The sequence below is a fragment of the Listeria monocytogenes genome (genome assembly GCF_041765605.1).
In the GTDB taxonomy this organism is placed as follows: Bacteria; Bacillota; Bacilli; order Lactobacillales; family Listeriaceae; genus Listeria; species Listeria monocytogenes_D.
Map to the genome: position 1 here is coordinate 1,034,310 of NZ_CP168900.1, position 22,110 is coordinate 1,056,419.

Sequence of the window (22,110 nt, forward strand, 5' to 3'; positions counted from 1 at the left end):
GTGTTGTGAAAAAGGGAGTGTCAAAGTATAATTAAAAATACAGTTAGCTTAAAAAGGAGGCAACAAGGTTGGTAATCTATTCATTAGCAGGTTTTTTTCTGCTGCTTTTCATTGTTTTGTCTATTATAGATAGACGAAGAATCAGTAACGGGATAATTTTAACGATTGCACTATTTTTCTCTTTACTTTCACTGATTTACGTTACTTTTTCAAACGGGAATGAATTAATCGTTTCTATTATGGATACAGTATTAATTTTACTGTTCTTACTTATTCCATTTTTTATTATTGGTTTGGGGACAACGCTTATTGTTAATGGGCGTTTAATGTTGAAACGAGAAGGCCGTAAACTTGCTAATATGCTTCCGTTATTTATTGGTTTAGTAATCATTATATTATTTATTGCTTGGTTTGGTAGTATATTGAAAAACGGTAGCCCGATACTTGGGGTAGTCGTGTTATTTGTAATGGCTTTTGTAGGATATTTTTCGTTTTTATTTTTATCTTTTCTTTTATCAACGTTTTTATATCAATTCAATTTCCCAAGATACAATCAGGACTTCCTCATTGTGTTAGGTAGTGGTTTGATTGGTGGAGACAGGGTGCCACCATTACTTGCAAGTAGATTAAATCGTGCCATCGCATTTTATGAAAAACAATATTCAAAAACAGGTAAGCGTGCTACTTTTATCGTTTCTGGTGGACAAGGGGCAAATGAAACTGTTTCCGAAGCACAAGCAATGCGGGATTATTTGATTAGTAAGGGTATTGATGAAACTTTTATTATAATGGAAGATCAATCAGTCAACACACTTCAAAATATGCAATTTTCTAAAGCAAAAATGGATGCCATTATGCCTGATTATAATAGTTTGTTTTCGACTAATAACTTTCACTTATTCCGAGCTGGTTTATATGCAAGAAAAGCTGGCCTGAAAAGTCAAGGTATCGGTGCAAAAACAGCCCTTTATTATATGCCCAATGCTTTGATTCGTGAATTTATTGCTATTACCGTTATGTACAAAAAAGTTCATTTAATATTATTTGGCTTAGCTGCATTATTCTTTATATTTTTAGCAATTATTGGTATCACATTTAGGTAGGAGGGATTTCAAGTGGAAAAAATAGGATTTGTTGGTACAGGTGTGATGGGCTCGAGCATGGCTTTGCATTTACTTGAAGCTGGCTATGAAGTGTTTGTTTATACGCGTACTAAATCAAAGGCAGAAGAGCTTTTGCATAAAGGGGCGCACTGGGAAGCTAGTCCTGCTTCACTTGCAAGCCAAGTGGATATTTTAATATCAATGGTCGGTTATCCACAAGATGTCGAACAGCTTTACTTAGATGAGAATGGATTTTTAGCTAATTTATCCTCTGGTGCTGTTGCGATTGATATGACAACTTCCTCCCCAGCTTTGGCGAAAAAAATTGCTAAAGTAGGAGCGGAAAAAGGAATTGGTGTACTCGATGCTCCTGTTTCGGGTGGTGACATTGGCGCGAAAAATGGCACACTCGCAATTATGGTCGGCGGGTCTGAAGAAGTGTTTTTAAAAGTGAAACCAATTTTAGACATTCTTGGCAGTAGTGTTATTTTACAAGGGGATGCAGGTGCTGGACAACATACGAAAATGGTGAATCAAATTGCGATTGCTTCCAACATGATTGGTGTGACTGAGGCAATAATTTATGCCGAGGCGGCTGGGCTGAATCCATCACGTGTTCTGGATTCAATTTCAGGTGGTGCAGCTGGCAGTTGGTCGCTTACAAACTTGATTCCGCGTGTACTTAAGGATGATTTTTCTCCAGGTTTCTTTATTAAGCATTTCATAAAAGACATGGGAATAGCGATTTCTGAAGCAAAACAAATGGGACTAGAGCTTCCAGGTTTAACTTTAGCTGAAAAAATGTATCAAACACTAGCAGAGCAAGGTTTGAGTGAAGAAGGCACACAAGCGCTTATCAAATATTATCGTTAAAAAAACATCCACTAATTTAAGTTAGTGGATGTTTCTTTTTATTTTGCTATAAATTGAGCCATTCGGTCTAATGCTTCAGCAAGATTATTAAAGGAAGTGGCGTAAGAAAGGCGGAAATAACGATCGCCTTTTTCGGAAAAGGCATTTCCGGGGACAACTGCTACTTTGGCTTCTTCAGCAAGTTTTACAGCCCAATCGAAAGCATTTTCGGTTATTTCATCGGGAAGTTTGACGAAGAAGTAAAATGCACCATCCGGTGGAATGACAGTAAAGCCCATTTTTTCTAGTCGATCTTGGGTGAAATTAGCGCGTGTTTTGTATTCAGTTCGCATTTGGAAAGCATCGTCTTTGCCGTTAGTAAGGGCTTCTAGTGCTGCTTTTTGGGAAATGGAACTTGCGCAAGTAACCGAATATTGATGGATTTTCAACATTTCTTGTGTAAGGGCTTCTGGTGCAAGTAAAAAGCCAATTCGCCAACCAATCATTGCGTGAGATTTTGATAAACCGTTGATAACGATTGTCTGCTCTCTTAGTAAAGGCGCAATGCTCACATGCTCTTCGTGATAAGTTAATTCACTGTAAATCTCATCAGCAATGACAAAAATACCTGTTTCTTTTAATACTTCTGCTAATGCGAAAAGTTCTTTTTTAGAGAGTGTAACACCGGTCGGATTGGATGGATAAGGAATGATAAGTGCTTTAGTTTTTGGCGTGATATGAGCACGTAATTGTTCAGGTGTTAATTTGAAATTAGTTTCGGTCGTATCAACTTTAACCGGGTGCGCTCTATTTAACGTAATTAGAGGCTCGTAACCTGGATAAATAGGGTCTGGTAAGATAACTTCATCCCCAGGCTCCAAAATCGTTTGCAAGGCAACGGAGATAGCCTCTGTAGCGCCGACCGTAACGATGATTTCTTTATTATTATAGGACAAGTCATATTTTTCATGAAAATAAGTGGAAGCTGCTTCGAGTAATTCTGGCATCCCGGCATTGGGTGTATAGTTGGTGAAGTTTTCTTCTATTGCTGAAATGGCCGCCTGTTTGACATGCTCTGGCGTTGGGAAGTCAGGTTCGCCAAGTGTTAAACGGATCATATCAGGAATACCCGTCACTCGTGTATTAAAAGTTCTGATACCACTTACTTGAATATCGCGTAATTCTGGTCGAATAGATTTTGTCATTTTCGTCACCTTTCTTTATAAGAAAATCCCGTGAAAATCAGGTGGGAGTAAGCTTCGTGATTTCATTCCATTATAGCTTAAAAAGGAAGAAAAGCAAAATGTCTGAAAATATACCTAAAAAACCTTGCACTTTTATGTAGAATGCTATAAGATAGTTTTAATAATGATAATCATTTTCAGTTAGAAATGATTACTTCAAAGTGGAAGGGGCCGCCGGATATGACTAAACCAGGTAAATACGAAGCTCTCTTTTTTCCAACGAAAGATGGCTTGCTAAAAATACATGCTTATGGCTTTAATCCTTGTGGTTCATGGGGCGAAGTATTTGCAACAATTGGTGATCAAACTATATGCGTTAAAGGTTTCAATCGTCACAAAACCATCGTGCGAGCGACAAAAATGATTATCAGCGCTACTGCTAATCGGAAAAATGAATTTTAATTATCAAAGACTGTAGAAAGGTTAATCCCTTTTTATAGTCTTTTTTTGGATAAAACAACGGCAAAATAGAACAAATCGTGTCTTTTAGGTTAATTTAAAATAATTTCTTTTTCTGAATATTTCCAGAACCCTTGCGTTATACGTGCGGTTTGCGATAAAATTTGGTAGTATAGTGAAAGAAATAAGATATGGCGAAAAAACCAGATATGAGGAAATATGTAAAAAAGCATTGCCACGCGCGTAGTAACAGCAAGGTATGCCAATTTTTGCACGTCAGATGGTGGATTTGAGAGGAGAGTGTAAGATGTCTCAGTTATTGGGAATTATTCAACGTTTACATGCAATGCAAGAAGATGAGTCAGCTGAAACACAAGCAAGACGTTTTGAAAAAAATGGTACGCCCGTGTGCGAAGTGAAGTTTTTTCAAGCTTCTAACTCATTTGAAGTAGAAATCTATGGCGACAATAGTAAATATCAATTCGATGATATTGATATGACTGCTATCGAAATTTTTGAAACGCTACAAGAAAACGAATAACATGGTAAAAATCGGATAATCCGGTTATTTACTTAAGGGCTGTGAATTTTATATTCACAGCTTTTTTTGTTTTCAAGCACAAAATGAAAGAAATCAGACCAAATAGTATGGTAGAATAGGAGATGGAAAAGTTTCGTTTTATTTGAAAAAGTTGAAAGAAACTTCGTAGAGCTTGAAAATAAAGGAAGAGGAAGATTCTAAATGATCTCAAATAGATTTGGACAATTTATTGACAATGAACTAGCTGATTCGATGATTTCCGCTGAAAAGGTGGCTCATGTACAGCTTGGTAATAATTTAGAACATGCATTACTTGTTTTAACTAAATGCGGTTATTCAGTTATTCCTGTGCTAGACTTTGAATTTAAACTCCATGGGTTAATAAGTGCAGCAATGATCACGGATGCCATTCTTGGACTCGAACGTATTGAATTTGAACGGTTAGAGGATTTAAAAGTAGAAGATGTCATGCAGACGGATTTCCCAGTAATTAAAGATTTTAATAATAACGAGCGAATTGTACACTTACTTGTGGATCATCCTTTTGTTTGTGTTGTAGATGCGGACCACCATTTTGAAGGAATAGTAACAAGACGTGTTGTCTTAAAACAAGTCAACCGTTATATTCATTTGCAGGTGGAGGAAAATAGATGATTGTAACAGAATACGAATTGCTTGTTTGTTTAGCCGAAGAACTTAATATGCGCAAAAGTGCGGAAAAACTTTTTTTAAGCCAACCCGCCTTATCGCAACGCTTGCAAACAATCGAAAGTAGATGGAATACTAAAATTTTTATTCGTACACAAAAAGGGCTGTTGCTTACACCAGAAGGAGAAGCTATTGTTCGTCATGCGTCTAGTGTTATTGAACGAGAACATACTATTCAAGAAAAACTCGAAGCAATGGAAGGTGTTGTCCGCGGAACACTACGTATCGCCTGTGCGAGTGTAGTAGCGCAAATGTGGCTGCCTCGTGTGCTAAAAGCTTTTTCAAGGGCATACCCTAATGTGCAGATTTCACTTGTAACCGGTTGGAGCAGTGAGGTTACGCAACAACTAGCCGCAGGAAACGTCCATATTGGTATTGTTCGCGGAAGCTCTACTTGGAAAAGTGTTCAAAAACCATTATTTAATGACAAATTAATTTTAGTAGATACGGAAATTACCAAAATTGAAGAAGTTTTCCAAACTAATCGACCATTTATCCAATTTCGCAGTGATTCGAATTATTACCAAGTGATTCAAGATTATTGGCAACGAAATTTCGGGAAAATGCCGCGTCAAGCGATGTTAATGGACCAAATGGAAACCTCTAGGCAAATGGCTCTAAATGGTATTGGTTTTGCGATTTTGCCGGAAGTGACGATGTTAGGCTACACGGATAAAATCAACAAAATTCCCTTAACAGAAAAAGATGGCTCGATTTTAAGTCGAGAAACAAATTTACTGACGTATGAACAGTCACTCAGTTTACCACAAGTGAAGGCGTTTTTAGAAATAACAGATAAATTCCTTGAACAAGTTAAATAGCTATGGCAAAATAGAAAGCAGAACGTATCGGAAGGGGACAAAAATTCATGGAACAAATGGATGCACACCAAATTATTTCTTTTATTCAAAATAGCAAGAAAGCAACACCTGTAAAAGTTTACCTTAAAGGGGACTTAGAAAAAATTGATTTCCCTAGTGATGTTAAAACTTTCATTACTGGAAATGCGGGAACTATTTTTGGAGAATGGGCAGTTGTTGAGCCATTATTAGAAGCAAATAAAGCGAATATTGAAGATTACGTTATCGAAAATGATCGTCGTAACTCAGCTATTCCTTTGTTAGATATGAAAAATATTAACGCGCGTATTGAGCCAGGCGCAGTTATTCGCGACCAAGTAACTATTGGTGATAATGCTGTAATTATGATGGGAGCAAGCATTAATATCGGTTCTGTTATCGGTGACGGTACGATGATTGATATGAATGTTGTTCTAGGCGGGCGCGCAACGGTTGGTAAAAATTGCCATATCGGAGCAGGTTCTGTGCTTGCTGGCGTAGTGGAACCACCATCCGCTCAACCAGTAATTGTAGAAGATAATGTAGTTGTTGGCGCGAATGTGGTTGTTTTAGAAGGCGTACGCATTGGTGAAGGTGCGGTTGTAGCAGCTGGCGCAATCGTTACAAAAGACGTAGCTCCTGGAACAGTTGTAGCTGGGATTCCTGCACGTGAACTTAAAAAATTAGATGCAAAAACAGCTTCTAAAACAGAAATCATGCAAGAACTTCGTCAACTTTAAAAATCAAAGGGAACTGTTTCGTCTGTTGGCGAAGCAGTCCTTTTTTAGAAGGAGAGAATCGCCGTGTTAAATGAATTTATTGCCATTCGACGTGAGTTACACCAAATTCCTGAAACAGGTTATAAAGAGCTCAAAACACAAGCTTATTTATTAGATTATATTAGCAAATTACCGAGTGAACATTTAGAAGTGAAAAAATGGCGTACGGGGATTTTGGTTTTAGTAAAAGGAAACAATCCAGAAAAAACAATTGGTTATCGTACCGATATTGATGCATTACCAATTACAGAAGAAACTGGGCTGCCTTTTGCATCAAAACATCCTGGGAATATGCATGCTTGTGGGCACGATTTACATATGAGTATCGCACTTGGTGTATTGACGCATTTTGCAAGTAAACCAGCTAAAGATAACTTACTCTTCGTGTTTCAGCCTGCCGAAGAAGGTCCAGGTGGTGCCAAACCTATCATGGAAAGTGCGGAATTTGCCGAGTGGCGACCAGACAGTATTTACGGGCTCCATATCGCACCAGAGTACAAAGTTGGAGAAATTGCGATTAAGCCAGGTTTACTTTTTGCGAATACATCGGAACTTTTTATTTCGTTTAAAGGAAAAGGTGGCCATGCGGCGTATCCTCATTTGGCGAATGATATGGTTGTCGCGGCAAGTGCGTTTGTCGGACAAATGCAAACAATTATAAGCCGGAATATTGATCCAATGGATAGCGCGGTTATCACGATTGGACGGATTCATGGCGGCGAAATTCAAAATGTCATTGCGGAAACCGCTTATTTAGATGGAACCATTCGAACGCTTTCCCCTGAAACAATGCAGATTGTTTGGACTCGTTTGAAACAGCTAGCAAAAGGATGGGAAGAAGCCTACCAATGTGAAGTAGAATTCCATCCTGGATCCGATTACTATCAAGTGGACAATGATCCAGTTGAAACAGAAGAATTCATCCACTTTTTGGAAGAACAATATCCAGAAAGTTATGTGCCAGCTCGTTCAGCGATGACTGGAGAAGACTTTGGTTACTTTTTATCTGAAATTAAAGGGTTTATGTTTTGGTTAGGCGTGGATTCCGAGTACAGTTTGCATCACGCGAAACTTAGTCCAAAAGAAGAAGCTATTCCATTTGCAATTGATGTATTAATCCACTTTTTGGAAAGTAAATAAAAAGACGTCAATTCGTTCTCACAAGGAGCGAATTGGCGTCTTTTTAATTATTATTTGGTCCGAATGAGCTAACAAAATTGAGTGGTAGTTCGATTTCGTTTTCTGCGAGTGCTTCGCGAATATCTTTGAGTAAGTCACGTTGAACAGAATACTGCTCGCCGTTCACTGCTTTACCGACTACGCGGATAATCATATTTGTTGCGTCAATGTTTTGCACACCTAATACAACAGGGGGCTCAACGATATTTTTATTTTCTTTTGCAGCTACGTCACAAACCTCACCAATAATTTTAATTGCTTTTTCCGGATCTTCATGTGGACTAATTTGAATGTCCACCATCACACGCATATTACCGCGCGAATGATTACTAACGACCATAATTTGTCTGTTAGGAATGAAATGAAGCGTGCCATCAAAATCACGTACCTGTGTTGTTCTAAGTCCAAGTGCTTCTACTGTTCCATTAACTAGTCCAATGGTAATCGTATCACCAACATCAAGTTGACGTTCAAGTAGAATAAAAAATCCAGTCACAACGTCACTAACAAGCCCTTGAGCACCAAAGGCAATGGCCAAACTCGCCACCCCAGCACTTGCAATAATCGCTGTAACATCCATAAAGTTCTGTAATAATAAAATCGCAAAAGTGAAAAATAAAACATAGCCGTAAAAATTAGAAATCAAGCTTTCTAACGTATCCGCGCGCCCAACAGAAACTGCTTGTTGTTGCCGATATTTGCGGAAGAAACTACGGATAATTTTATTACCAACCACGCGGAAAATAAAATAAAGAGCAATTAAAATGGCAATTTTTATTCCAACTGAAATAACATGATTCCAAAATTGGTCCCAGTCAATAGAACTGAACCACTTTTTGAGTAAATTCATCTTCTGGTCCACATCCTTTGAAAGTTCTCCATCCATTTCATCTCCCCCTTCCTAATGAAATGTCCTTTTCTATTCTAACAAATATTTTACAAAAATGCTGTTTTTAAAATAAATTATCCCCAGAAAAAGCGCTTTTTTCTTGAAAAATCCTCCTTTTTTACAAAAAAAATTAAAAAACTGTCAGCCACTGTTGTTGTAAGATGGAGGCGCTTTCTAAAATGTGCAAAATAGCGCAAACCAAACTGTATGATGTGAAACTGAGCCAAAACTTGTGTACAATGATAAATGTTATTGCTTTTTTAAAAGTGATATGGGCCGAATTTTTGCCTAGTAAATAATTCAATCTAAAAAAAGAAAGGGGATTTTATTTTGAGCAAGATTAAAGTAGAAGAGCTAACGAAAATTTTTGGAAAAAAGGCTTCCAAAGCATCTTCTTTACTTTCTCAGGGGAAATCGAAAACAGATATTTTGAAAGAAACAGGGGCGACTATTGGTGTTAATAAAGCATCTTTTAGCGTAGAAGAAGGAGAAATTTTCGTTATTATGGGGCTTTCTGGTAGTGGGAAGTCGACTTTGGTACGACTTTTAAACCGTCTAATTGAGCCTACGAGCGGAAAAATTTGGCTTGACGGAAAAGAACTATCTAGTCTAAATAAAAAAGAACTTTTGGAAGTCAGAAGAAAAAGCATGAGTATGGTCTTCCAAAACTTTGGTTTATTTCCGAATAGAACGATTAATCGTAACGTAGAATACGGCCTTGAAATTCAAGGAATGGACAAAGAAGAGCGCGAGAAAAATGCAGCAGAATCGCTTGCACTTGTTGGTTTAGCTGGTTACGGCGATCAATATCCTTCGCAACTTTCTGGTGGGATGCAGCAACGTGTAGGGCTTGCGAGAGCACTTGCTAACAATCCAGATATTTTATTAATGGATGAGGCTTTCTCTGCACTTGACCCACTTAACAGAAAAGATATGCAAGATCAATTACTAGATTTACAAGATAAAATGAAGAAAACAATCATCTTTATTACCCATGATTTGGATGAGGCACTTCGTATTGGCGACCACATTATGATTATGCGTGATGGTTCTGTCGTTCAAACAGGTTCCCCGGAAGAAATTCTGGCACATCCAGCAAATGAATATGTTGAAAAATTTATTGAAGATGTAGATCGTTCCAAAGTTTATACAGCGAGCAACGTAATGATACGTCCAGAAATCGTTAATTTTGAAAAAGATGGTCCTCGTGTTGCGCTTAAACGGATGCGTGAGGCTGGAACTTCCAGTGTATTCGTTGTTAAACGTAATCGTGAGCTAGTTGGTATTGTCCATGCAGCGGAAGTTTCTAAACTAGTAAAAGAAAATATTACTTCACTAGAAACAGCTTTACATCGTGATGTGCCTACAACTGGCCTAGATACGCCGCTTGCAGAAATCATGGATACTATCTCGACAACAACGATTCCGATCGCTGTAACCGAAGATGGGAAATTAAAAGGAATTATTATTCGCGGATCCGTTCTGGCCGCACTTTCTGGAAACGAGGTGAACGTTAATGCCTAATATTCCAACGATTCCATTAGCTAGTTGGATTGATAAATTAGTGGATGGCTTAACGCAATTTGAAGGATTTTTTAATGTAATTACAAATATCATTGGCGGGATTGTTGATGCATTCCAATGGGTGTTCGATTTAGTTCCACCATGGTTATTTATTATTTTACTTGTATTTGGCACATTTTGGGTAAACCGTAAAGGCAAAAAATGGGGTTTAATTATCTTTGAAGTTGTCGGTTTACTGTTAATCTGGAACTTAGATTTCTGGCGCGACATGACACAAACATTAACGCTCGTCCTGACAAGTAGTTTAATTGCGCTTGTTATTGGTGTTCCACTTGGTATTTGGATGGCGAAAAGCAATATTGTTGAAAGTATCTTCAAACCGGTACTCGATTTTATGCAAACTATGCCAGCCTTCGTTTACTTAATTCCTGCCGTAGCATTTTTCGGAATTGGAATGGTTCCAGGGGTTGTGGCTTCTGTTATTTTCGCAATGCCTCCAACTGTTCGTATGACTAATCTAGGTATTCGCCAAGTTTCAACAGAGCTTGTAGAAGCAGCCGATTCGTTCGGTTCAACACCTTGGCAAAAACTTTGGAAAGTACAGCTGCCAATGGCGAAATCAACCATGATGGCGGGTATTAACCAAAGTATCATGTTAGCACTTTCCATGGTCGTAATTGCTTCAATGATCGGTGCAATGGGACTTGGAACACGTGTTTACTTCGCAGTAGGACGTAACGACGCTGGTGGCGGATTTGTAGCTGGGATTGCGATTGTTATCGTAGCAATCATCCTAGACCGTCTGACACAAGCTTTCAATAAAAAAGCGAAATCAGAATAAGGAGGAGAGTAGATTGCTAAAAAAATTAATCACCACCGCAGTTTTGGCTATGCTTATTTTCACTTTAGCAGCCTGCGGGACAACCCTTGCTCCTTATGACGCGAAAAAAGATTTAGGCGAACAAATCAATTATACAATCACAGGAATTGATGCTGGAGCAGGAATTATGCTTGCAACACAAAATGCGATTAAAGATTACCATTTAGATGATGATAATTGGCAATTACAAACAAGTTCTACCGCGGCTATGACAAGTACACTTCAAAAAGCGATGAAAGATAAGCGCCCGATTGTCGTGACTGGTTGGACCCCGCACTGGATGTTTACAAAATTTGATTTGAAATTTTTAGATGATCCCAAAAACGTATATGGGAACGCAGAAAATATCCACACCATCGTGCGTAAAGGCTTAAAAGAAGATAAACCTTCCGCGTACCAAGTGCTAGATAATTTCTTCTGGACTGCTGAAGATATGTCTGAAGTAATGTTAGAAGTTAATGACGGCGTAGATCCAGAAGAAGCTGCTAAAAAATGGATTAAAAACAATCCAGAAAAAGTAGCAAAATGGACGGATGGCGTGGAAAAAGTAGATGGCGATGAAATCAAGTTAACTTATGTAGCTTGGGATTCTGAAATTGCCTCCACAAATGTCGTTGCAGAAGCATTAAAACAAGTTGGCTACAAACCAACGATTCAAGCAATGGAAATTCAACCAATGTGGGCGTCCGTTGCAACGGATGCAGCTGATGGTATGGTTGCAGCATGGCTTCCAAATACTTCCGGAATCTACTACAAAGATTATAAAGGAAAATTTGAAGATTTAGGACCAAACTTAAAAGGTGCTAAAATCGGTCTAGCAGTACCGAAATACATGACAAACATTAATTCCATTGAAGATTTAAAAACAAGCAAATAAACTTTTAAAAAGGCATGAAGAAAATCAAGTGATCCTTGATAGTTTCTCCGTGCCTTTTTTTCTCTATAAGGGTAAAATAGTAGTTGATTCATGAAATTGCTAGGAGGAAGATGAATGTTTAAAAAATTCTTAAAAAAATCAAAACAAGAAATTCTATTCGCTCACGTAACTGGACAGGTTATTGCGTTAGAAGATGTTCCAGATCCAGTTTTTAATCAAAAAATGATGGGAGAAGGCATTGCGATTAAACCAGAAACAGGTACCATTGTCGCTCCAATCGACGGAAAAATTATTCAACTTGCAGAAACAAAACATGCTTTTGGTATTCGTACGGATATGGGGCAAGAAATTCTTGTTCATATCGGCTTAGAAACCGTATCCTTAAATGGTGAAGGGTTCAACGTGTTAGTAAGTGTGGGAGATAAAGTGAGAGTAGGCGATCCTATTGTAGAAGCTGACTTTGATTTTATTGAGAAAAATGCTGCAAGTACTGTTGTACCAATGGTTATAACGAATAGCTCAGAAGGTAAATATGATTTTGATTTCCATGCTGTAACAAAAGTAGAAGCAGGAAAAACGGAAGTCATTACAACTAATTTAAAATAATGAAACAAAAATCCGTGGAGAGGTAATTTTCTTTTCATGGATTTTTTAGTATTCAAGCACGTCGTAAAAGGGTAGAATGAAGGTAATTAGTAATTAAAAGGAGCGGGAATAATATGTTAGAAGTGATAGTTCAAAATCCAAGAGATGCATACTTAGCGGAAAAATACGGCGCTAATAGAATGGAAGTAGTTTCAGCAATAAGTGAAGGCGGTTTGACTCCAAGTTACGGAGCTATTAAAGAAATTGTGCACGCGTCTAAATTACCAGCAATGATGATGATTCGGCCACATAGTTTTTCTTTTGTCTATGACGAAGCAGCTAGAATCGTTATGGAACGAGACATTGAACTTGCGAAAGAAGTTGGCGTGCAAGGGATTGTTTATGGTGGTATTACAGCAGGCGGCGATATCGATCAAGTCCTTCTCGAAAAAGTAATAGAGTGGAAAGGTGATTTGGACCTAACTTTTCACAGGGCGCTAGAAGCAACTAAAGACATCGAAGCAAGTTATCAAGTTTTACGTACATACGGAAAAGACATCAAGCAATTATTAACTTCAGGCGGGACAGCGAGCGCACTTGATTCCTTGCCACGGTTAAAACGTTGGATTCAAGATAGCGAAAAACAACCAGATTCTTTCCGGATTTTAGTTGGAAGTGGCGTCAAACCAGAAAATATCACTACTTTTCAAGCGACTCTAAATCATACCGATTATCATGTTGGAAGTGCAGCTAGAGAAGCCAATGATTTTTCCAAAGACATTTTAAAAGAAAAAATCGATATTTTACAGCAACAAATAAACAAAGATTGATTCTTTGTAGTAGGTAGCCTTACAAGCTTAGATAAGCTATAATGAAACAAGACTATTCTTAAGGAAAAGGTGGAAAAAAAGTGAATAACTATATTGGCAAAAGCCAAGTAATGACAGTGAAAGAAATCAAAGATACAGGATGGCTCCTTGAAAAAGACGGAGTAACTGTTTTTTTATCTAAATCTAATACACATGAAGCGGAACTTGCTGTTGGAGCAGAAGTAACCGTATTTATTTTTGTGGACTATGACCGCGAAATTGCAGCAACAACGATTATTCCAAAAATCCAAGTAGGACATTACGGCTGGGGAACAGTAACAGAAGTACGTAAACATTTAGGTGTTTTTGTCGATATCGGCATTGAAAAAGATGTGGTGGTATCATTGGACGACTTACCTGCTTTACCACACTTGTGGCCTAAAAAAGAAGATCGCGTGATGATTGCGCTACGTGTAGATGAAGAAAATCGTGTTTGGGGTGTTCTTGCAGAAGAAGAACAATTCCGTGCAATTGCCGTTCGAGCAGAGCAAGATTTATTTAACCAAAATATCGAAGGAACTATTTATCGTTTATTAAAAGTCGGTTCATTTGTTTTTACGGATGATTTTCATATCGGATTTATTCATGAAAGTGAACGAACTTCGGAACCAAGAATGGGGGAACGTGTGAAGGCCCGTGTTATCGCTGTAAAACCAGACGGCTCTCTTAATTTATCGCTTCGTGGTAGAGCGCATGAAGTATTAAATGATGATGCGGAAATGATTTTAACTTATTTGCGAAGTGTTGGCGGAGAAATGCCATTCGGAGATAAATCAGATCCAGATGCCATTCGTGCCAAATTTGGTATTAGTAAAGCCCAATTCAAGCGTGCAATTGGTACGCTTTTAAAAGCAAGACGAATCACTCAAGAGAATGGCGTCGTTACAAAAATCACGGAAGAAACATCGGACTAAAGTAGTAGGGGATGTTCCAACTAGCGCGGTTGTTTCAATCAGTAAATCCTCGCTATAATTAACACAGCATGTACAAAGTAGCAAAAATCGAGAAATAACTTTGTCAAAAGAGGAACGTAAGGAGGTGTGTCAGCTTGAAAAAAATGGAAAGCTCGGTTGTTTTTGTATTTTTAATTGCGATTATTGTTGGCGTTGGTTTGGAGATGCTGTTCCAGTGGGAGTTGCTTATTTTATTTGCACTCGGGATATTTTTTATCTTTACATCAAGGAAGGCAAGCGCAACAAAGAAAAGTGCAAGAAACTCATTATTTATCGGTATCGTATTTATCATTATCGCCGTGTTACTTACAACCACGTTTAAAGTTGGACTTGTTGTTGCAGGTATTTATGCGATCATTCACTATATTAGTCGGAAGCGGGCACCCCAATTATTGATGCTCAAAACGAGAGAACCGGACAGCAAGATGGACCGCACAGATAAATTTATTCGCAATCAGTGGTTCGGGAACCAACGTATACTTGATGTAGTGTATGAGTGGGATGACATCAATATTCAAACAGGTATTGGTGATACAATTCTCGATTTAGGGAATACCGTTTTACCCACTGGTGAAAGTGTCATTATGATTCGCAGTGTCTCAGGGAAAATTCGGGTACTTGTTCCATTTGATATCGGTATTTGCATTGAACATTCCGCAATTTTCGGAAACATCCAATATGATAAAGAAAGCACTTCTATTCAAAATAATAGCATCAAGGTCTACTCAGATAATTACGAAAGTTCCGCACGAAAAGTGAAAATCATGACTTCTGTAATTTTTGGAGATTTAGAGGTGATTAGACTATGAGTTTTTCGAAACTGATGATGGCAGTTTGCTCAGGGTTACTGCTTGTTGCAACAGCTATCGGAACGGTCGGATACTATTTTTTTAGCGAAGGCTCTTGGTATAAAATCCTCATCGAACAAAAAGTCTTTTACATTCCCTTTGTCGTCTTTGTTCCGCTTACAGCCATTTCGATTGGTTTAATTATAGGCGGTTTGCTCGGGTATTTTGTTAAACAAAAATTTGAATCGATTGACTTTTCGATTCGGCTGCTCGGACAAGGCGATTTGGAGAAAAAGATTACAAGTGAAGAAGATGAAAACTTTTTAGAAGTACAGCAAGTATACAAGCAAATCGACCGCTTACGTGATAAAATGAAAGCACAAACGATTTTGACACAAAAACTTGCAAGCGACCGCGCTGAATCAACGGGCCAAACGAAAGAAGCAATTTTGTCAGAAGAGCGGCACCGGATTGCTAGAGAATTGCATGATTCAGTGAGTCAACAACTTTTTGCAGCGATGATGCTTTTATCAGCATTGAATGAACAAAGTGAAAAAAGCGCGACACCAGCCATGCAAAAGCAATTAAAAATGGTCGAGTCCATCGTGAATGAATCTCAATCAGAGATGCGTGCCTTATTACTTCATCTACGTCCAACACAACTTGAAGGTAAATCATTAAAAACTGGTATAGAGCAATTATTAAAAGAATTAACAACGAAATTGCCAATTGAAGTAGAATGGCAAATCGAGGATATTAATTTGCAAAAAGGTATTGAAGATCATTTATTCCGTATTGTTCAAGAATTGCTTTCCAACACATTACGACATTCTAAAGCGAAATTATTAGAAGTGCGCTTAGTCACAATGGATAATTTAGCTGTGATGAAAGTAGTCGATGACGGCGTTGGATTTGATATGGATAATGTTCGACAAGGATCTTATGGCTTGCAAAATATGCGAGAACGAGTTGCCGAATTTGGCGGCACCATCAAAATAATTAGTTTCCCAGGTAGAGGAACTAGCGTAGAAATAAAAATCCCACTTGTTGCGAAAAAGGACGTGGAAAGCGAATGATAAAAGTATTACTTGTAGATGATCACGAAATGGTACGTATAGGAGTCTCAGCTTATCTTTCTGTGCAAGATGACATGGAAGTAGTGGGCGAGGCAGAGAACGGTCGCGAAGGCGCTGATATGGCTTTAGAATTGCGTCCAGATATTATTTTAATGGATTTAGTTATGGACGAAATGGACGGTATCGAAGCGACGAAAGAAATAATGCAAAACTGGAAAGAAGCTAAAATCATTATCGTCACTAGTTTTATTGATGATGAAAAAGTATACCCGGCACTGGAAGCAGGAGCGAGCAGTTATATGCTTAAAACTTCTACTGCAAGTGAAATTGCGGATGCGATTCGTGCTACATATGGCGGAGATTCTGTCCTTGAGCCAGAAGTAACTGGTAAAATGATGCAAAGACTTACTGCCAAACCAGAAAAAAACTTACATGATGATTTAACGAATCGTGAAAATGAAATCTTACTTTTAATCGCAGAAGGTAAGTCTAATCAAGAAATTGCGGATGAACTTTTCATCACTTTAAAAACGGTGAAGACGCATGTAAGTAATATTTTATCGAAATTAGATGTGCAAGATCGTACGCAAGCAGCAATCTATGCATTTAAACATGACTTAGTAGAAAAAAAGTAGCAAGGAGGTAACATACACATGAAAGAAGGATTTGCAGTCATCGGTCTTGGGCGATTCGGCGGAAGTATTTGTCGTTCACTTGTCGAGCAAGGAATGGAAGTACTTGCGATTGATTCGGATGAAGAACGTGTCAACGAATATATGTCCATTGCAACCCATGCAGTTATCGCTAATTCAACAGATGAAAACGCGCTACGTCAGCTTGGTATTCGTAATTTTGAGCATGTTATCGTTGCGATTGGTGAGGATATTCAGTCGAGTATCTTAACTACACTTATTTTAAAAGAAATGGGCGTAAAATACGTTACCGCAAAAGCGACGAATGATAAACATGCCAAATTACTTGATAAAATTGGGGCAGATCGAGTTGTCCATCCTGAACGGGATATGGGTCGACGTATCGCTCATTATATCGTCTCAAAAAACATGCTAGATTATCTCGAACTATCGGATGAATATAGTCTTGTTGAAATTTCCGTATCTGATCCGCGTTTCCTTGGAAAGAGCCTAGTCGATTTAGACTTCCGTAACTCTTTTGGCGTGAATATTGTTGGTATTAAAAAAGATAAACAAATGATTATCACCCCTGAAGCCAACGATGTCCTTCATGAAGGGGATATTCTAATCGTTATCGGTTCTGATGATGATATTGAACGATTACAAGAAAAAATCCAATAAAAAATAAACCTATGAAATATAAAAAGATATGTCAGCATGTCGATTATATTCTTAGGTTTTTTTATTGCATACGCTTTACCGCTTGCTATCTAGCCAGTTATTTTCTATTATAGTTACAGAGCTTCACATAAAGGGACAGAAAGAGGGGGAACAGATGAAGAAATTTTTGCTTGATAAAATCGGCGCTCGTGGATTCATTCAAATGTTGCAAGCGTTTATTTATGCGAGTATTTGTGTCGTGGTCCATACCGTAATTTTTCCTGATTTGGCCGGCGTATTACCTATCGTAGTACTAATTGGGATTATTTCGATGCAACCTACATATGGAATTACAAGAAAAGTCATTCCCCAAATTGCGCTAGCATTCACTCTAGCATGCGTTTTTGTCATAATAAGCACCTATTTTTTCCCAATCAATGTGTATATTTACTATGTTGTCATGATAGTCGTTATTTTAGCGGTGAATTTCTTGATGCCGCAGAAATATATGGTAATGACGCTAGCGATTGGGACAGCACTCTATTTTCTAGGAACAGATGATTTGCCAATGCCACTATATGTCATGATTATCGTCGCGTTAATTGATGTTTTTGTCTTCTTTTTACTTGTTCAACTAGTCGTGAAATATGTACATTTACCTCTCGAAAAAACGGTTCAGACAATTATGAAACAATTGGTAGGGCTATTTGACAAAGAAATTGAAAGTGTATTTAAAAATAATGGTAAGTTTATCGCAAAACCACTATACAGTATTTTTGTTCAATCTCAAATGTTTATTAAAGAATACAGTGCTAGTAAAAAAGCTAATCCTCGTCATGTGGAATTATATCAGGCTTTACTCCCTAATTATTTGCAACTTTTTTTCCATATGCAGACAATGGAAGATATTGGCCGAGTGGGCTTGTCGGAAGAAGCGAAACAAGCGCTTGCTCAGATTAATGTGCAAGTTTCTGATGAAATTAACGCAAAAGAGGCCGATCCGGTTGCTTCTTTTCATGTGAAAAAATTTGTCGAGAACTTTCAAGCTGTGAAAGTCGGAATGCATGAATTAGCAGAAGGGGGAGAAAAGAAATGAAAAAGATTTCTATGAGAGAACGTCTCGCTCTTGATCCTCGAGTTGCTAAAGTATTAATTAGTATTACGATAGCAGTGTTACTATTTCCAGTTATGGGGGATTGGATAGTTTATCCAACGTATGTATTTAATGCGATTTATATTACCGCACAAATGAGTAAGGGGGATACATATAAATCAAGCATTGAACGGATTATCGGAACTATCGTTGGGGGACTTCTTGCCGCTCTTGTCTATTTATTAGTTCCCAATCATCATTACATTATGATCCCGATTGGCGCAGCGCTCGCGGTTATGCTGAGTTATCTGTTCACTAAAAAATTCACGATGGTTATTGTCGTTATTACAGTGATGGTATTGGTCGGAAAAGGGGACGGAGAGCCGATTGTGTTTTTGAGAGATCGGTTATTTGATACGATGATTGGTCTAGTGATTGGTTTTACAGTCTATGCACTTTATCCTCGTAAGAAAAATAAGAAATTAAATCAAGTTTTCATTTCTCAAGAAAAAGCAGTATTAGAGAAAATAAAAGCAATCGATATAAAAGCAGAAGATGCGAAAGAACTTGCTCCAAAAATAAAAGCTTTGTGGAAGCAGTTGATAGATTTAAGAAAAACGCGTGAACAAATTATTACAGATAGCAGTTTTGTTGCGAGTTTAACATCTGATGAACCAATGCTTCATTTCACTCATTTAGTAGAACGAGCGATTAATAATATTGAAATTTTATACCATGTAACATTAGACAAAGATTCCGAACCTGATTATGAAATAGTCTTCGCTTACCATCAACAAGCATGTGCAAAAGTAGTTTCGGAGATGGATGCACTTATCACGAAGCATAAATAAAAAGATGACTGAGGCTTGAACTAGCTTCAGTCATCTTTTTTTATTCAGTAATATCTAAACTCTTTTTAAACATAGTAATTACTCGCTCTAAATCTGTTTGATCAGGTGCGAAGTAATATAAATCAAATCCATAAGACTCACTATAAATCATTTCCCCTTCACCTTTCAGTTCTTGGGAATCAACGTTTTTAAGGACGGAAGAATAATTTGTTGCCATCGTTGTAATATCGGAAAGCGTCATATTGGTTTGGAAATTATCTCCAACAGCTTTCATAATGCTTTCAAAATTGGAAACACCAGAGGAGCTTATTACTTTATTTGCAATCCCAATAATGACATCGCGCTGTCTATCTTGACGACCAAAGTCACCTCGTGGATCTTCGTGACGAATACGAACATACTGTAATGCATCTGTTCCGTTTAAAGTAATCTGACCTTTAACAAATTTGCTATTTACTTCGGTTAAATCGATATCGTTAGTAACAGTAATACCACCAACAGCATCTACAAGGTCTTTAAAGCCCTCCATATTGATTGAAATGAAATAATCTACAGGAACTCCTGGCATAAGCTTTTCGACCGCAGAAACGGTTCCTGAGGGGCCTCCTTTAGAATAGGAAGCATTTATTTTACCAATATCGCCATTTCCATAGTCTATTTTGGTATCACGGGGGATACTGACCATTTCAACGGTGTTTTGTTGTTTATTTGCAGTTGCAAGAATAATTGTATCTGAACGACCATTTGTTTCACCAGGACGAGCATCAGAACCCATCAGTAAAACAGAAAAAGGTTTTTTCTTATCTAAGTCACTGGTTGTTTTATTACTTGTTTCTAATGGAACATTGATTTTGGACATTGTATTTTGAACGGTGATGTAGTACTTTGCTGCTAATCCTGTTATAGAGAAGAAGATAATTCCTAAAAGGGCAACACTAGCAATTTTCATAACTTTAGTAAAAGTGGACGTTGTTTTTTGCTTTTTTTCAGTCCTTGTTTCTGTCATTAAATTTTCCTCGTCTTTCTTATTTAGTTTGTTTAAACATACCATCGTCGCTTGAAGAAATCAACAAAAAACGATAAATGATTTTTAAAACCATTTATCGCTTTGAAAACTATACTTCCATGATGATTGGTAAAATCATTGGACGTCGTTTTGTTTTTTCATACAAGAAAGGTTGCAAAGTATCTGTAATTTCATTTTTGATTTCAGACCATTGCGTTGTTTTTTGTTCCATTACTTTATTCAAATGGCGTGTTAGAAGGCCTTGCGCTTCTCCGATGAGATTACCAGATTCACGCATATAAATGAAACCACGTGAGATAATATCAGGTCCTGCCATTACACGAGAATTCTTCATATCAATGGACACTACAACAATTACGAGGCCTTCTTCAGAAAGAATACGACGGTCACGAAGGACAATATTACCGATATCACCAATGCCGCTACCATCAATATAGACGCTCGCTGCGTGGATTTTACCAGCAACATGAGCTGTTTCACTCGTTAAAGCAAGGACATCTCCGTTTGCCATAATGAAGCTGTTTTCTTCTGGAACACCACATTCTTCTGCGGATTCAGCATGGATTTTTTGCATTCTGAATTCACCATGAATTGGCATAAAGAATTTAGGTTTCATAAGACGTAACATCAGTTTTTGTTCTTGTTGACCACCGTGACCAGAAGTATGGATATTGTTTACTTTACCATGAATAACTTCTGCGCCTGCTTGATAGAGTAAATTGATTGTGCGGTTAACACTCGTTGTATTACCAGGAATAGGGGAAGACGAGAAGACTACCGTATCGCCTGGTTGAATTTGGATTTGACGGTGTGTGCCGTTTGCAATTCTAGAAAGAGCTGCCATTGGTTCACCTTGACTACCGGTACAAAGAATCGTCACATTTCCAGCGGGTGTTTTGTTAAGCTGATGCACATCAATAAATGTATCTTTTGGAGCTTGAATATAACCTAATTGTTTACCAATTTCCATAGCGGATTCCATACTACGACCGAAAACAGCGATTTTACGACCAGTTTCGATAGAGGATTCAACTACTTGTTGTAAACGGTAAATATTAGATGCGAAGGTAGCGAAGATGATTCGTCCTTCAACGTCGCGGAAAATGTTTTTAATACTTTCACCAACAACGCGTTCACTCATGGTGAAATTCGGTACTTCCGCATTTGTACTATCTGATAGTAAACAAAGAACGCCTTCTTTACCGATTTCAGCCATTTTTGTTAGGTTTGCTGGTTCACCAACTGGAGTGAAATCAAACTTGAAGTCACCAGTATGAACGATGTTACCAGATGGAGTTTTGACAACAATACCATACGTATCAGGAATACTATGTGTTGTACGGAAGAAAGAGATGCTTGTTTTTCTGAATTTAAAAACGTCATCTTCTTCATATTCATAAATTTTAGTTTGACGAAGCAAACCATGTTCTTCTAATTTGTTGCGGATAAGTGCACTCGCAAGTTTCCCAGCATAAATCGGGATATTAAGATCGCGAAGTAGGTAAGGAACGCCACCGATATGATCTTCATGACCATGGGTGATGAAAAGTCCTTTAATCTTATCTTTGTTTTTAACTAGGTAACTGTAGTCAGGAATAACATAATCAATACCAAGAAGTTCGTCTTCTGGGAACTTGATTCCTGCATCAATTAGAATAATTTCGTCTTGAAATTGTACGCCATATGTGTTTTTACCGATTTCGCCTAGTCCACCAAGGGCGAAAACAGCTGTCTCATTATTTTTAACAAATTTCATATAGGC

24 protein-coding genes are annotated in these 22,110 nt (G+C 37.8%); 20 read left to right on the top strand and 4 right to left on the bottom strand.

Annotated elements, in window-relative coordinates:
- Nucleotides 1-68: 68 nt before the first annotated feature.
- Nucleotides 69-1,103, top strand: a complete 1,035-nt coding sequence (locus tag AB2Q86_RS05245; RefSeq protein ID WP_012581605.1) for a YdcF family protein — start codon at nucleotides 69-71, stop codon at nucleotides 1,101-1,103.
- Between the two features lie 12 nt (nucleotides 1,104-1,115).
- Nucleotides 1,116-1,976, top strand: a complete 861-nt coding sequence (locus AB2Q86_RS05250) for an NAD(P)-dependent oxidoreductase (RefSeq protein ID WP_012581604.1) — start codon at nucleotides 1,116-1,118, stop codon at nucleotides 1,974-1,976.
- A gap of 38 nt (nucleotides 1,977-2,014) precedes the next feature.
- Here the strand turns inward: AB2Q86_RS05250 and AB2Q86_RS05255 are convergent, their stop codons facing one another.
- Nucleotides 2,015-3,160 (bottom strand): aminotransferase class I/II-fold pyridoxal phosphate-dependent enzyme, encoded by a 1,146-nt coding sequence (locus AB2Q86_RS05255; RefSeq protein WP_003730936.1) that lies wholly within the window; start codon nucleotides 3,158-3,160, stop codon nucleotides 2,015-2,017.
- Between the two features lie 219 nt (nucleotides 3,161-3,379).
- Here AB2Q86_RS05255 and AB2Q86_RS05260 point away from each other — a divergent pair, with 219 nt between their 5' ends.
- The 6 genes from AB2Q86_RS05260 (at nucleotide 3,380) to AB2Q86_RS05285 (ending at nucleotide 7,605) form a co-directional block, all read left to right on the top strand.
- Entirely contained in the window at nucleotides 3,380-3,601 is a 222-nt protein-coding gene (locus tag AB2Q86_RS05260) for a hypothetical protein (RefSeq protein WP_003726553.1), read from the top strand.
- 304 nt (nucleotides 3,602-3,905) lie between these two features.
- On the top strand, nucleotides 3,906-4,139 hold the full coding sequence (locus AB2Q86_RS05265; protein WP_003719227.1) for a YkuJ family protein: 234 nt from the start codon (nucleotides 3,906-3,908) through the stop codon (nucleotides 4,137-4,139).
- A 201-nt stretch (nucleotides 4,140-4,340) separates the two neighbouring features.
- The gene (cbpB, locus tag AB2Q86_RS05270) at nucleotides 4,341-4,793 is read left to right on the top strand and encodes a cyclic-di-AMP-binding protein CbpB (RefSeq protein WP_003726554.1); all 453 of its coding nucleotides are present in this window, start codon (nucleotides 4,341-4,343) and stop codon (nucleotides 4,791-4,793) included.
- Complete coding sequence (locus AB2Q86_RS05275) at nucleotides 4,790-5,668, top strand: LysR family transcriptional regulator (protein WP_003722874.1); 879 nt, start codon at nucleotides 4,790-4,792, stop codon at nucleotides 5,666-5,668. The genes cbpB and AB2Q86_RS05275 overlap by 4 nt, the downstream gene beginning before the upstream one ends.
- A gap of 47 nt (nucleotides 5,669-5,715) precedes the next feature.
- A complete protein-coding gene (dapD, locus tag AB2Q86_RS05280) occupies nucleotides 5,716-6,426 on the top strand; it encodes a 2,3,4,5-tetrahydropyridine-2,6-dicarboxylate N-acetyltransferase (RefSeq protein WP_003729819.1) in 711 nt (236 codons plus the stop codon).
- Between the two features lie 63 nt (nucleotides 6,427-6,489).
- Complete coding sequence (locus AB2Q86_RS05285; RefSeq protein ID WP_012581603.1) at nucleotides 6,490-7,605, top strand: N-acetyldiaminopimelate deacetylase; 1,116 nt, start codon at nucleotides 6,490-6,492, stop codon at nucleotides 7,603-7,605.
- A 43-nt stretch (nucleotides 7,606-7,648) separates the two neighbouring features.
- On the opposite strand, the gene AB2Q86_RS05290 is transcribed toward AB2Q86_RS05285, so the two are convergent.
- Nucleotides 7,649-8,494: a mechanosensitive ion channel family protein gene (locus tag AB2Q86_RS05290; RefSeq protein ID WP_041176620.1), complete on the bottom strand. Its 846-nt coding sequence runs from the start codon at nucleotides 8,492-8,494 to the stop codon at nucleotides 7,649-7,651.
- Nucleotides 8,495-8,863: 369 nt separating this feature from the next.
- Here AB2Q86_RS05290 and AB2Q86_RS05295 point away from each other — a divergent pair, with 369 nt between their 5' ends.
- From AB2Q86_RS05295 to AB2Q86_RS05350, 12 genes are all read left to right on the top strand, one after another.
- On the top strand, nucleotides 8,864-10,057 hold the full coding sequence (locus tag AB2Q86_RS05295; RefSeq protein WP_003722878.1) for a glycine betaine/L-proline ABC transporter ATP-binding protein: 1,194 nt from the start codon (nucleotides 8,864-8,866) through the stop codon (nucleotides 10,055-10,057).
- Nucleotides 10,050-10,898, top strand: coding sequence for a proline/glycine betaine ABC transporter permease (locus AB2Q86_RS05300; RefSeq protein WP_003722879.1), 849 nt, complete (start codon nucleotides 10,050-10,052; stop codon nucleotides 10,896-10,898). The genes AB2Q86_RS05295 and AB2Q86_RS05300 overlap by 8 nt, the downstream gene beginning before the upstream one ends.
- 13 nt (nucleotides 10,899-10,911) lie before the next feature.
- On the top strand, nucleotides 10,912-11,814 hold the full coding sequence (locus AB2Q86_RS05305; protein ID WP_003734321.1) for a glycine/betaine ABC transporter substrate-binding protein: 903 nt from the start codon (nucleotides 10,912-10,914) through the stop codon (nucleotides 11,812-11,814).
- Between the two features lie 114 nt (nucleotides 11,815-11,928).
- Complete coding sequence (locus AB2Q86_RS05310; RefSeq protein ID WP_012581601.1) at nucleotides 11,929-12,420, top strand: PTS glucose transporter subunit IIA; 492 nt, start codon at nucleotides 11,929-11,931, stop codon at nucleotides 12,418-12,420.
- Between the two features lie 113 nt (nucleotides 12,421-12,533).
- Nucleotides 12,534-13,229: a copper homeostasis protein CutC gene (locus tag AB2Q86_RS05315; RefSeq protein WP_012581600.1), complete on the top strand. Its 696-nt coding sequence runs from the start codon at nucleotides 12,534-12,536 to the stop codon at nucleotides 13,227-13,229.
- An 80-nt stretch (nucleotides 13,230-13,309) separates the two neighbouring features.
- The gene (locus AB2Q86_RS05320; RefSeq protein ID WP_012581599.1) at nucleotides 13,310-14,182 is read left to right on the top strand and encodes a S1 RNA-binding domain-containing protein; all 873 of its coding nucleotides are present in this window, start codon (nucleotides 13,310-13,312) and stop codon (nucleotides 14,180-14,182) included.
- 134 nt (nucleotides 14,183-14,316) lie between these two features.
- A complete protein-coding gene (gene liaF, locus AB2Q86_RS05325; protein WP_012581598.1) occupies nucleotides 14,317-15,030 on the top strand; it encodes a cell wall-active antibiotics response protein LiaF in 714 nt (237 codons plus the stop codon).
- On the top strand, nucleotides 15,027-16,085 hold the full coding sequence (locus tag AB2Q86_RS05330) for a sensor histidine kinase (protein ID WP_012581597.1): 1,059 nt from the start codon (nucleotides 15,027-15,029) through the stop codon (nucleotides 16,083-16,085). The genes liaF and AB2Q86_RS05330 overlap by 4 nt, the downstream gene beginning before the upstream one ends.
- Nucleotides 16,082-16,720, top strand: a complete 639-nt coding sequence (locus tag AB2Q86_RS05335; protein WP_003722886.1) for a response regulator transcription factor — start codon at nucleotides 16,082-16,084, stop codon at nucleotides 16,718-16,720. The genes AB2Q86_RS05330 and AB2Q86_RS05335 overlap by 4 nt, the downstream gene beginning before the upstream one ends.
- A gap of 18 nt (nucleotides 16,721-16,738) precedes the next feature.
- The gene (locus AB2Q86_RS05340; RefSeq protein WP_003719245.1) at nucleotides 16,739-17,398 is read left to right on the top strand and encodes a TrkA family potassium uptake protein; all 660 of its coding nucleotides are present in this window, start codon (nucleotides 16,739-16,741) and stop codon (nucleotides 17,396-17,398) included.
- Between the two features lie 154 nt (nucleotides 17,399-17,552).
- On the top strand, nucleotides 17,553-18,473 hold the full coding sequence (locus tag AB2Q86_RS05345; protein ID WP_012581596.1) for a hypothetical protein: 921 nt from the start codon (nucleotides 17,553-17,555) through the stop codon (nucleotides 18,471-18,473).
- Nucleotides 18,470-19,321, top strand: coding sequence for an FUSC family protein (locus tag AB2Q86_RS05350; protein ID WP_012581595.1), 852 nt, complete (start codon nucleotides 18,470-18,472; stop codon nucleotides 19,319-19,321). Before AB2Q86_RS05345 ends, AB2Q86_RS05350 begins: the two co-directional genes overlap by 4 nt.
- A 40-nt stretch (nucleotides 19,322-19,361) precedes the next feature.
- Here AB2Q86_RS05350 and AB2Q86_RS05355 read toward each other — a convergent pair whose 3' ends face one another.
- Complete coding sequence (locus tag AB2Q86_RS05355) at nucleotides 19,362-20,327, bottom strand: LCP family protein (RefSeq protein WP_012581594.1); 966 nt, start codon at nucleotides 20,325-20,327, stop codon at nucleotides 19,362-19,364.
- A gap of 109 nt (nucleotides 20,328-20,436) precedes the next feature.
- Nucleotides 20,437-22,104, bottom strand: a complete 1,668-nt coding sequence (rnjA, locus tag AB2Q86_RS05360; RefSeq protein ID WP_003722651.1) for a ribonuclease J1 — start codon at nucleotides 22,102-22,104, stop codon at nucleotides 20,437-20,439.
- Nucleotides 22,105-22,110 lie beyond the last annotated feature (6 nt).

Excerpts from the sequence above, each read along its gene's own strand:
- AB2Q86_RS05255 (WP_003730936.1), bottom strand. The coding sequence starts at position 3,160 with ATGACAAAATCTATTCGACCAGAATTACGCGATATTCAAGTAAGTGGT.
- AB2Q86_RS05260 (WP_003726553.1), top strand. The coding sequence starts at position 3,380 with ATGACTAAACCAGGTAAATACGAAGCTCTCTTTTTTCCAACGAAAGAT.
- AB2Q86_RS05265 (WP_003719227.1), top strand. The coding sequence starts at position 3,906 with ATGTCTCAGTTATTGGGAATTATTCAACGTTTACATGCAATGCAAGAA.
- cbpB (WP_003726554.1), top strand. The coding sequence starts at position 4,341 with ATGATCTCAAATAGATTTGGACAATTTATTGACAATGAACTAGCTGAT.
- AB2Q86_RS05275 (WP_003722874.1), top strand. The coding sequence starts at position 4,790 with ATGATTGTAACAGAATACGAATTGCTTGTTTGTTTAGCCGAAGAACTT.
- dapD (WP_003729819.1), top strand. The coding sequence starts at position 5,716 with ATGGAACAAATGGATGCACACCAAATTATTTCTTTTATTCAAAATAGC.
- AB2Q86_RS05290 (WP_041176620.1), bottom strand. The coding sequence starts at position 8,494 with ATGAATTTACTCAAAAAGTGGTTCAGTTCTATTGACTGGGACCAATTT.
- AB2Q86_RS05300 (WP_003722879.1), top strand. The coding sequence starts at position 10,050 with ATGCCTAATATTCCAACGATTCCATTAGCTAGTTGGATTGATAAATTA.
- AB2Q86_RS05310 (WP_012581601.1), top strand. The coding sequence starts at position 11,929 with ATGTTTAAAAAATTCTTAAAAAAATCAAAACAAGAAATTCTATTCGCT.
- AB2Q86_RS05315 (WP_012581600.1), top strand. The coding sequence starts at position 12,534 with ATGTTAGAAGTGATAGTTCAAAATCCAAGAGATGCATACTTAGCGGAA.
- AB2Q86_RS05330 (WP_012581597.1), top strand. The coding sequence starts at position 15,027 with ATGAGTTTTTCGAAACTGATGATGGCAGTTTGCTCAGGGTTACTGCTT.
- AB2Q86_RS05335 (WP_003722886.1), top strand. The coding sequence starts at position 16,082 with ATGATAAAAGTATTACTTGTAGATGATCACGAAATGGTACGTATAGGA.
- AB2Q86_RS05340 (WP_003719245.1), top strand. The coding sequence starts at position 16,739 with ATGAAAGAAGGATTTGCAGTCATCGGTCTTGGGCGATTCGGCGGAAGT.
- AB2Q86_RS05345 (WP_012581596.1), top strand. The coding sequence starts at position 17,553 with ATGAAGAAATTTTTGCTTGATAAAATCGGCGCTCGTGGATTCATTCAA.
- AB2Q86_RS05350 (WP_012581595.1), top strand. The coding sequence starts at position 18,470 with ATGAAAAAGATTTCTATGAGAGAACGTCTCGCTCTTGATCCTCGAGTT.
- AB2Q86_RS05355 (WP_012581594.1), bottom strand. The coding sequence starts at position 20,327 with ATGACAGAAACAAGGACTGAAAAAAAGCAAAAAACAACGTCCACTTTT.
- rnjA (WP_003722651.1), bottom strand. The coding sequence starts at position 22,104 with ATGAAATTTGTTAAAAATAATGAGACAGCTGTTTTCGCCCTTGGTGGA.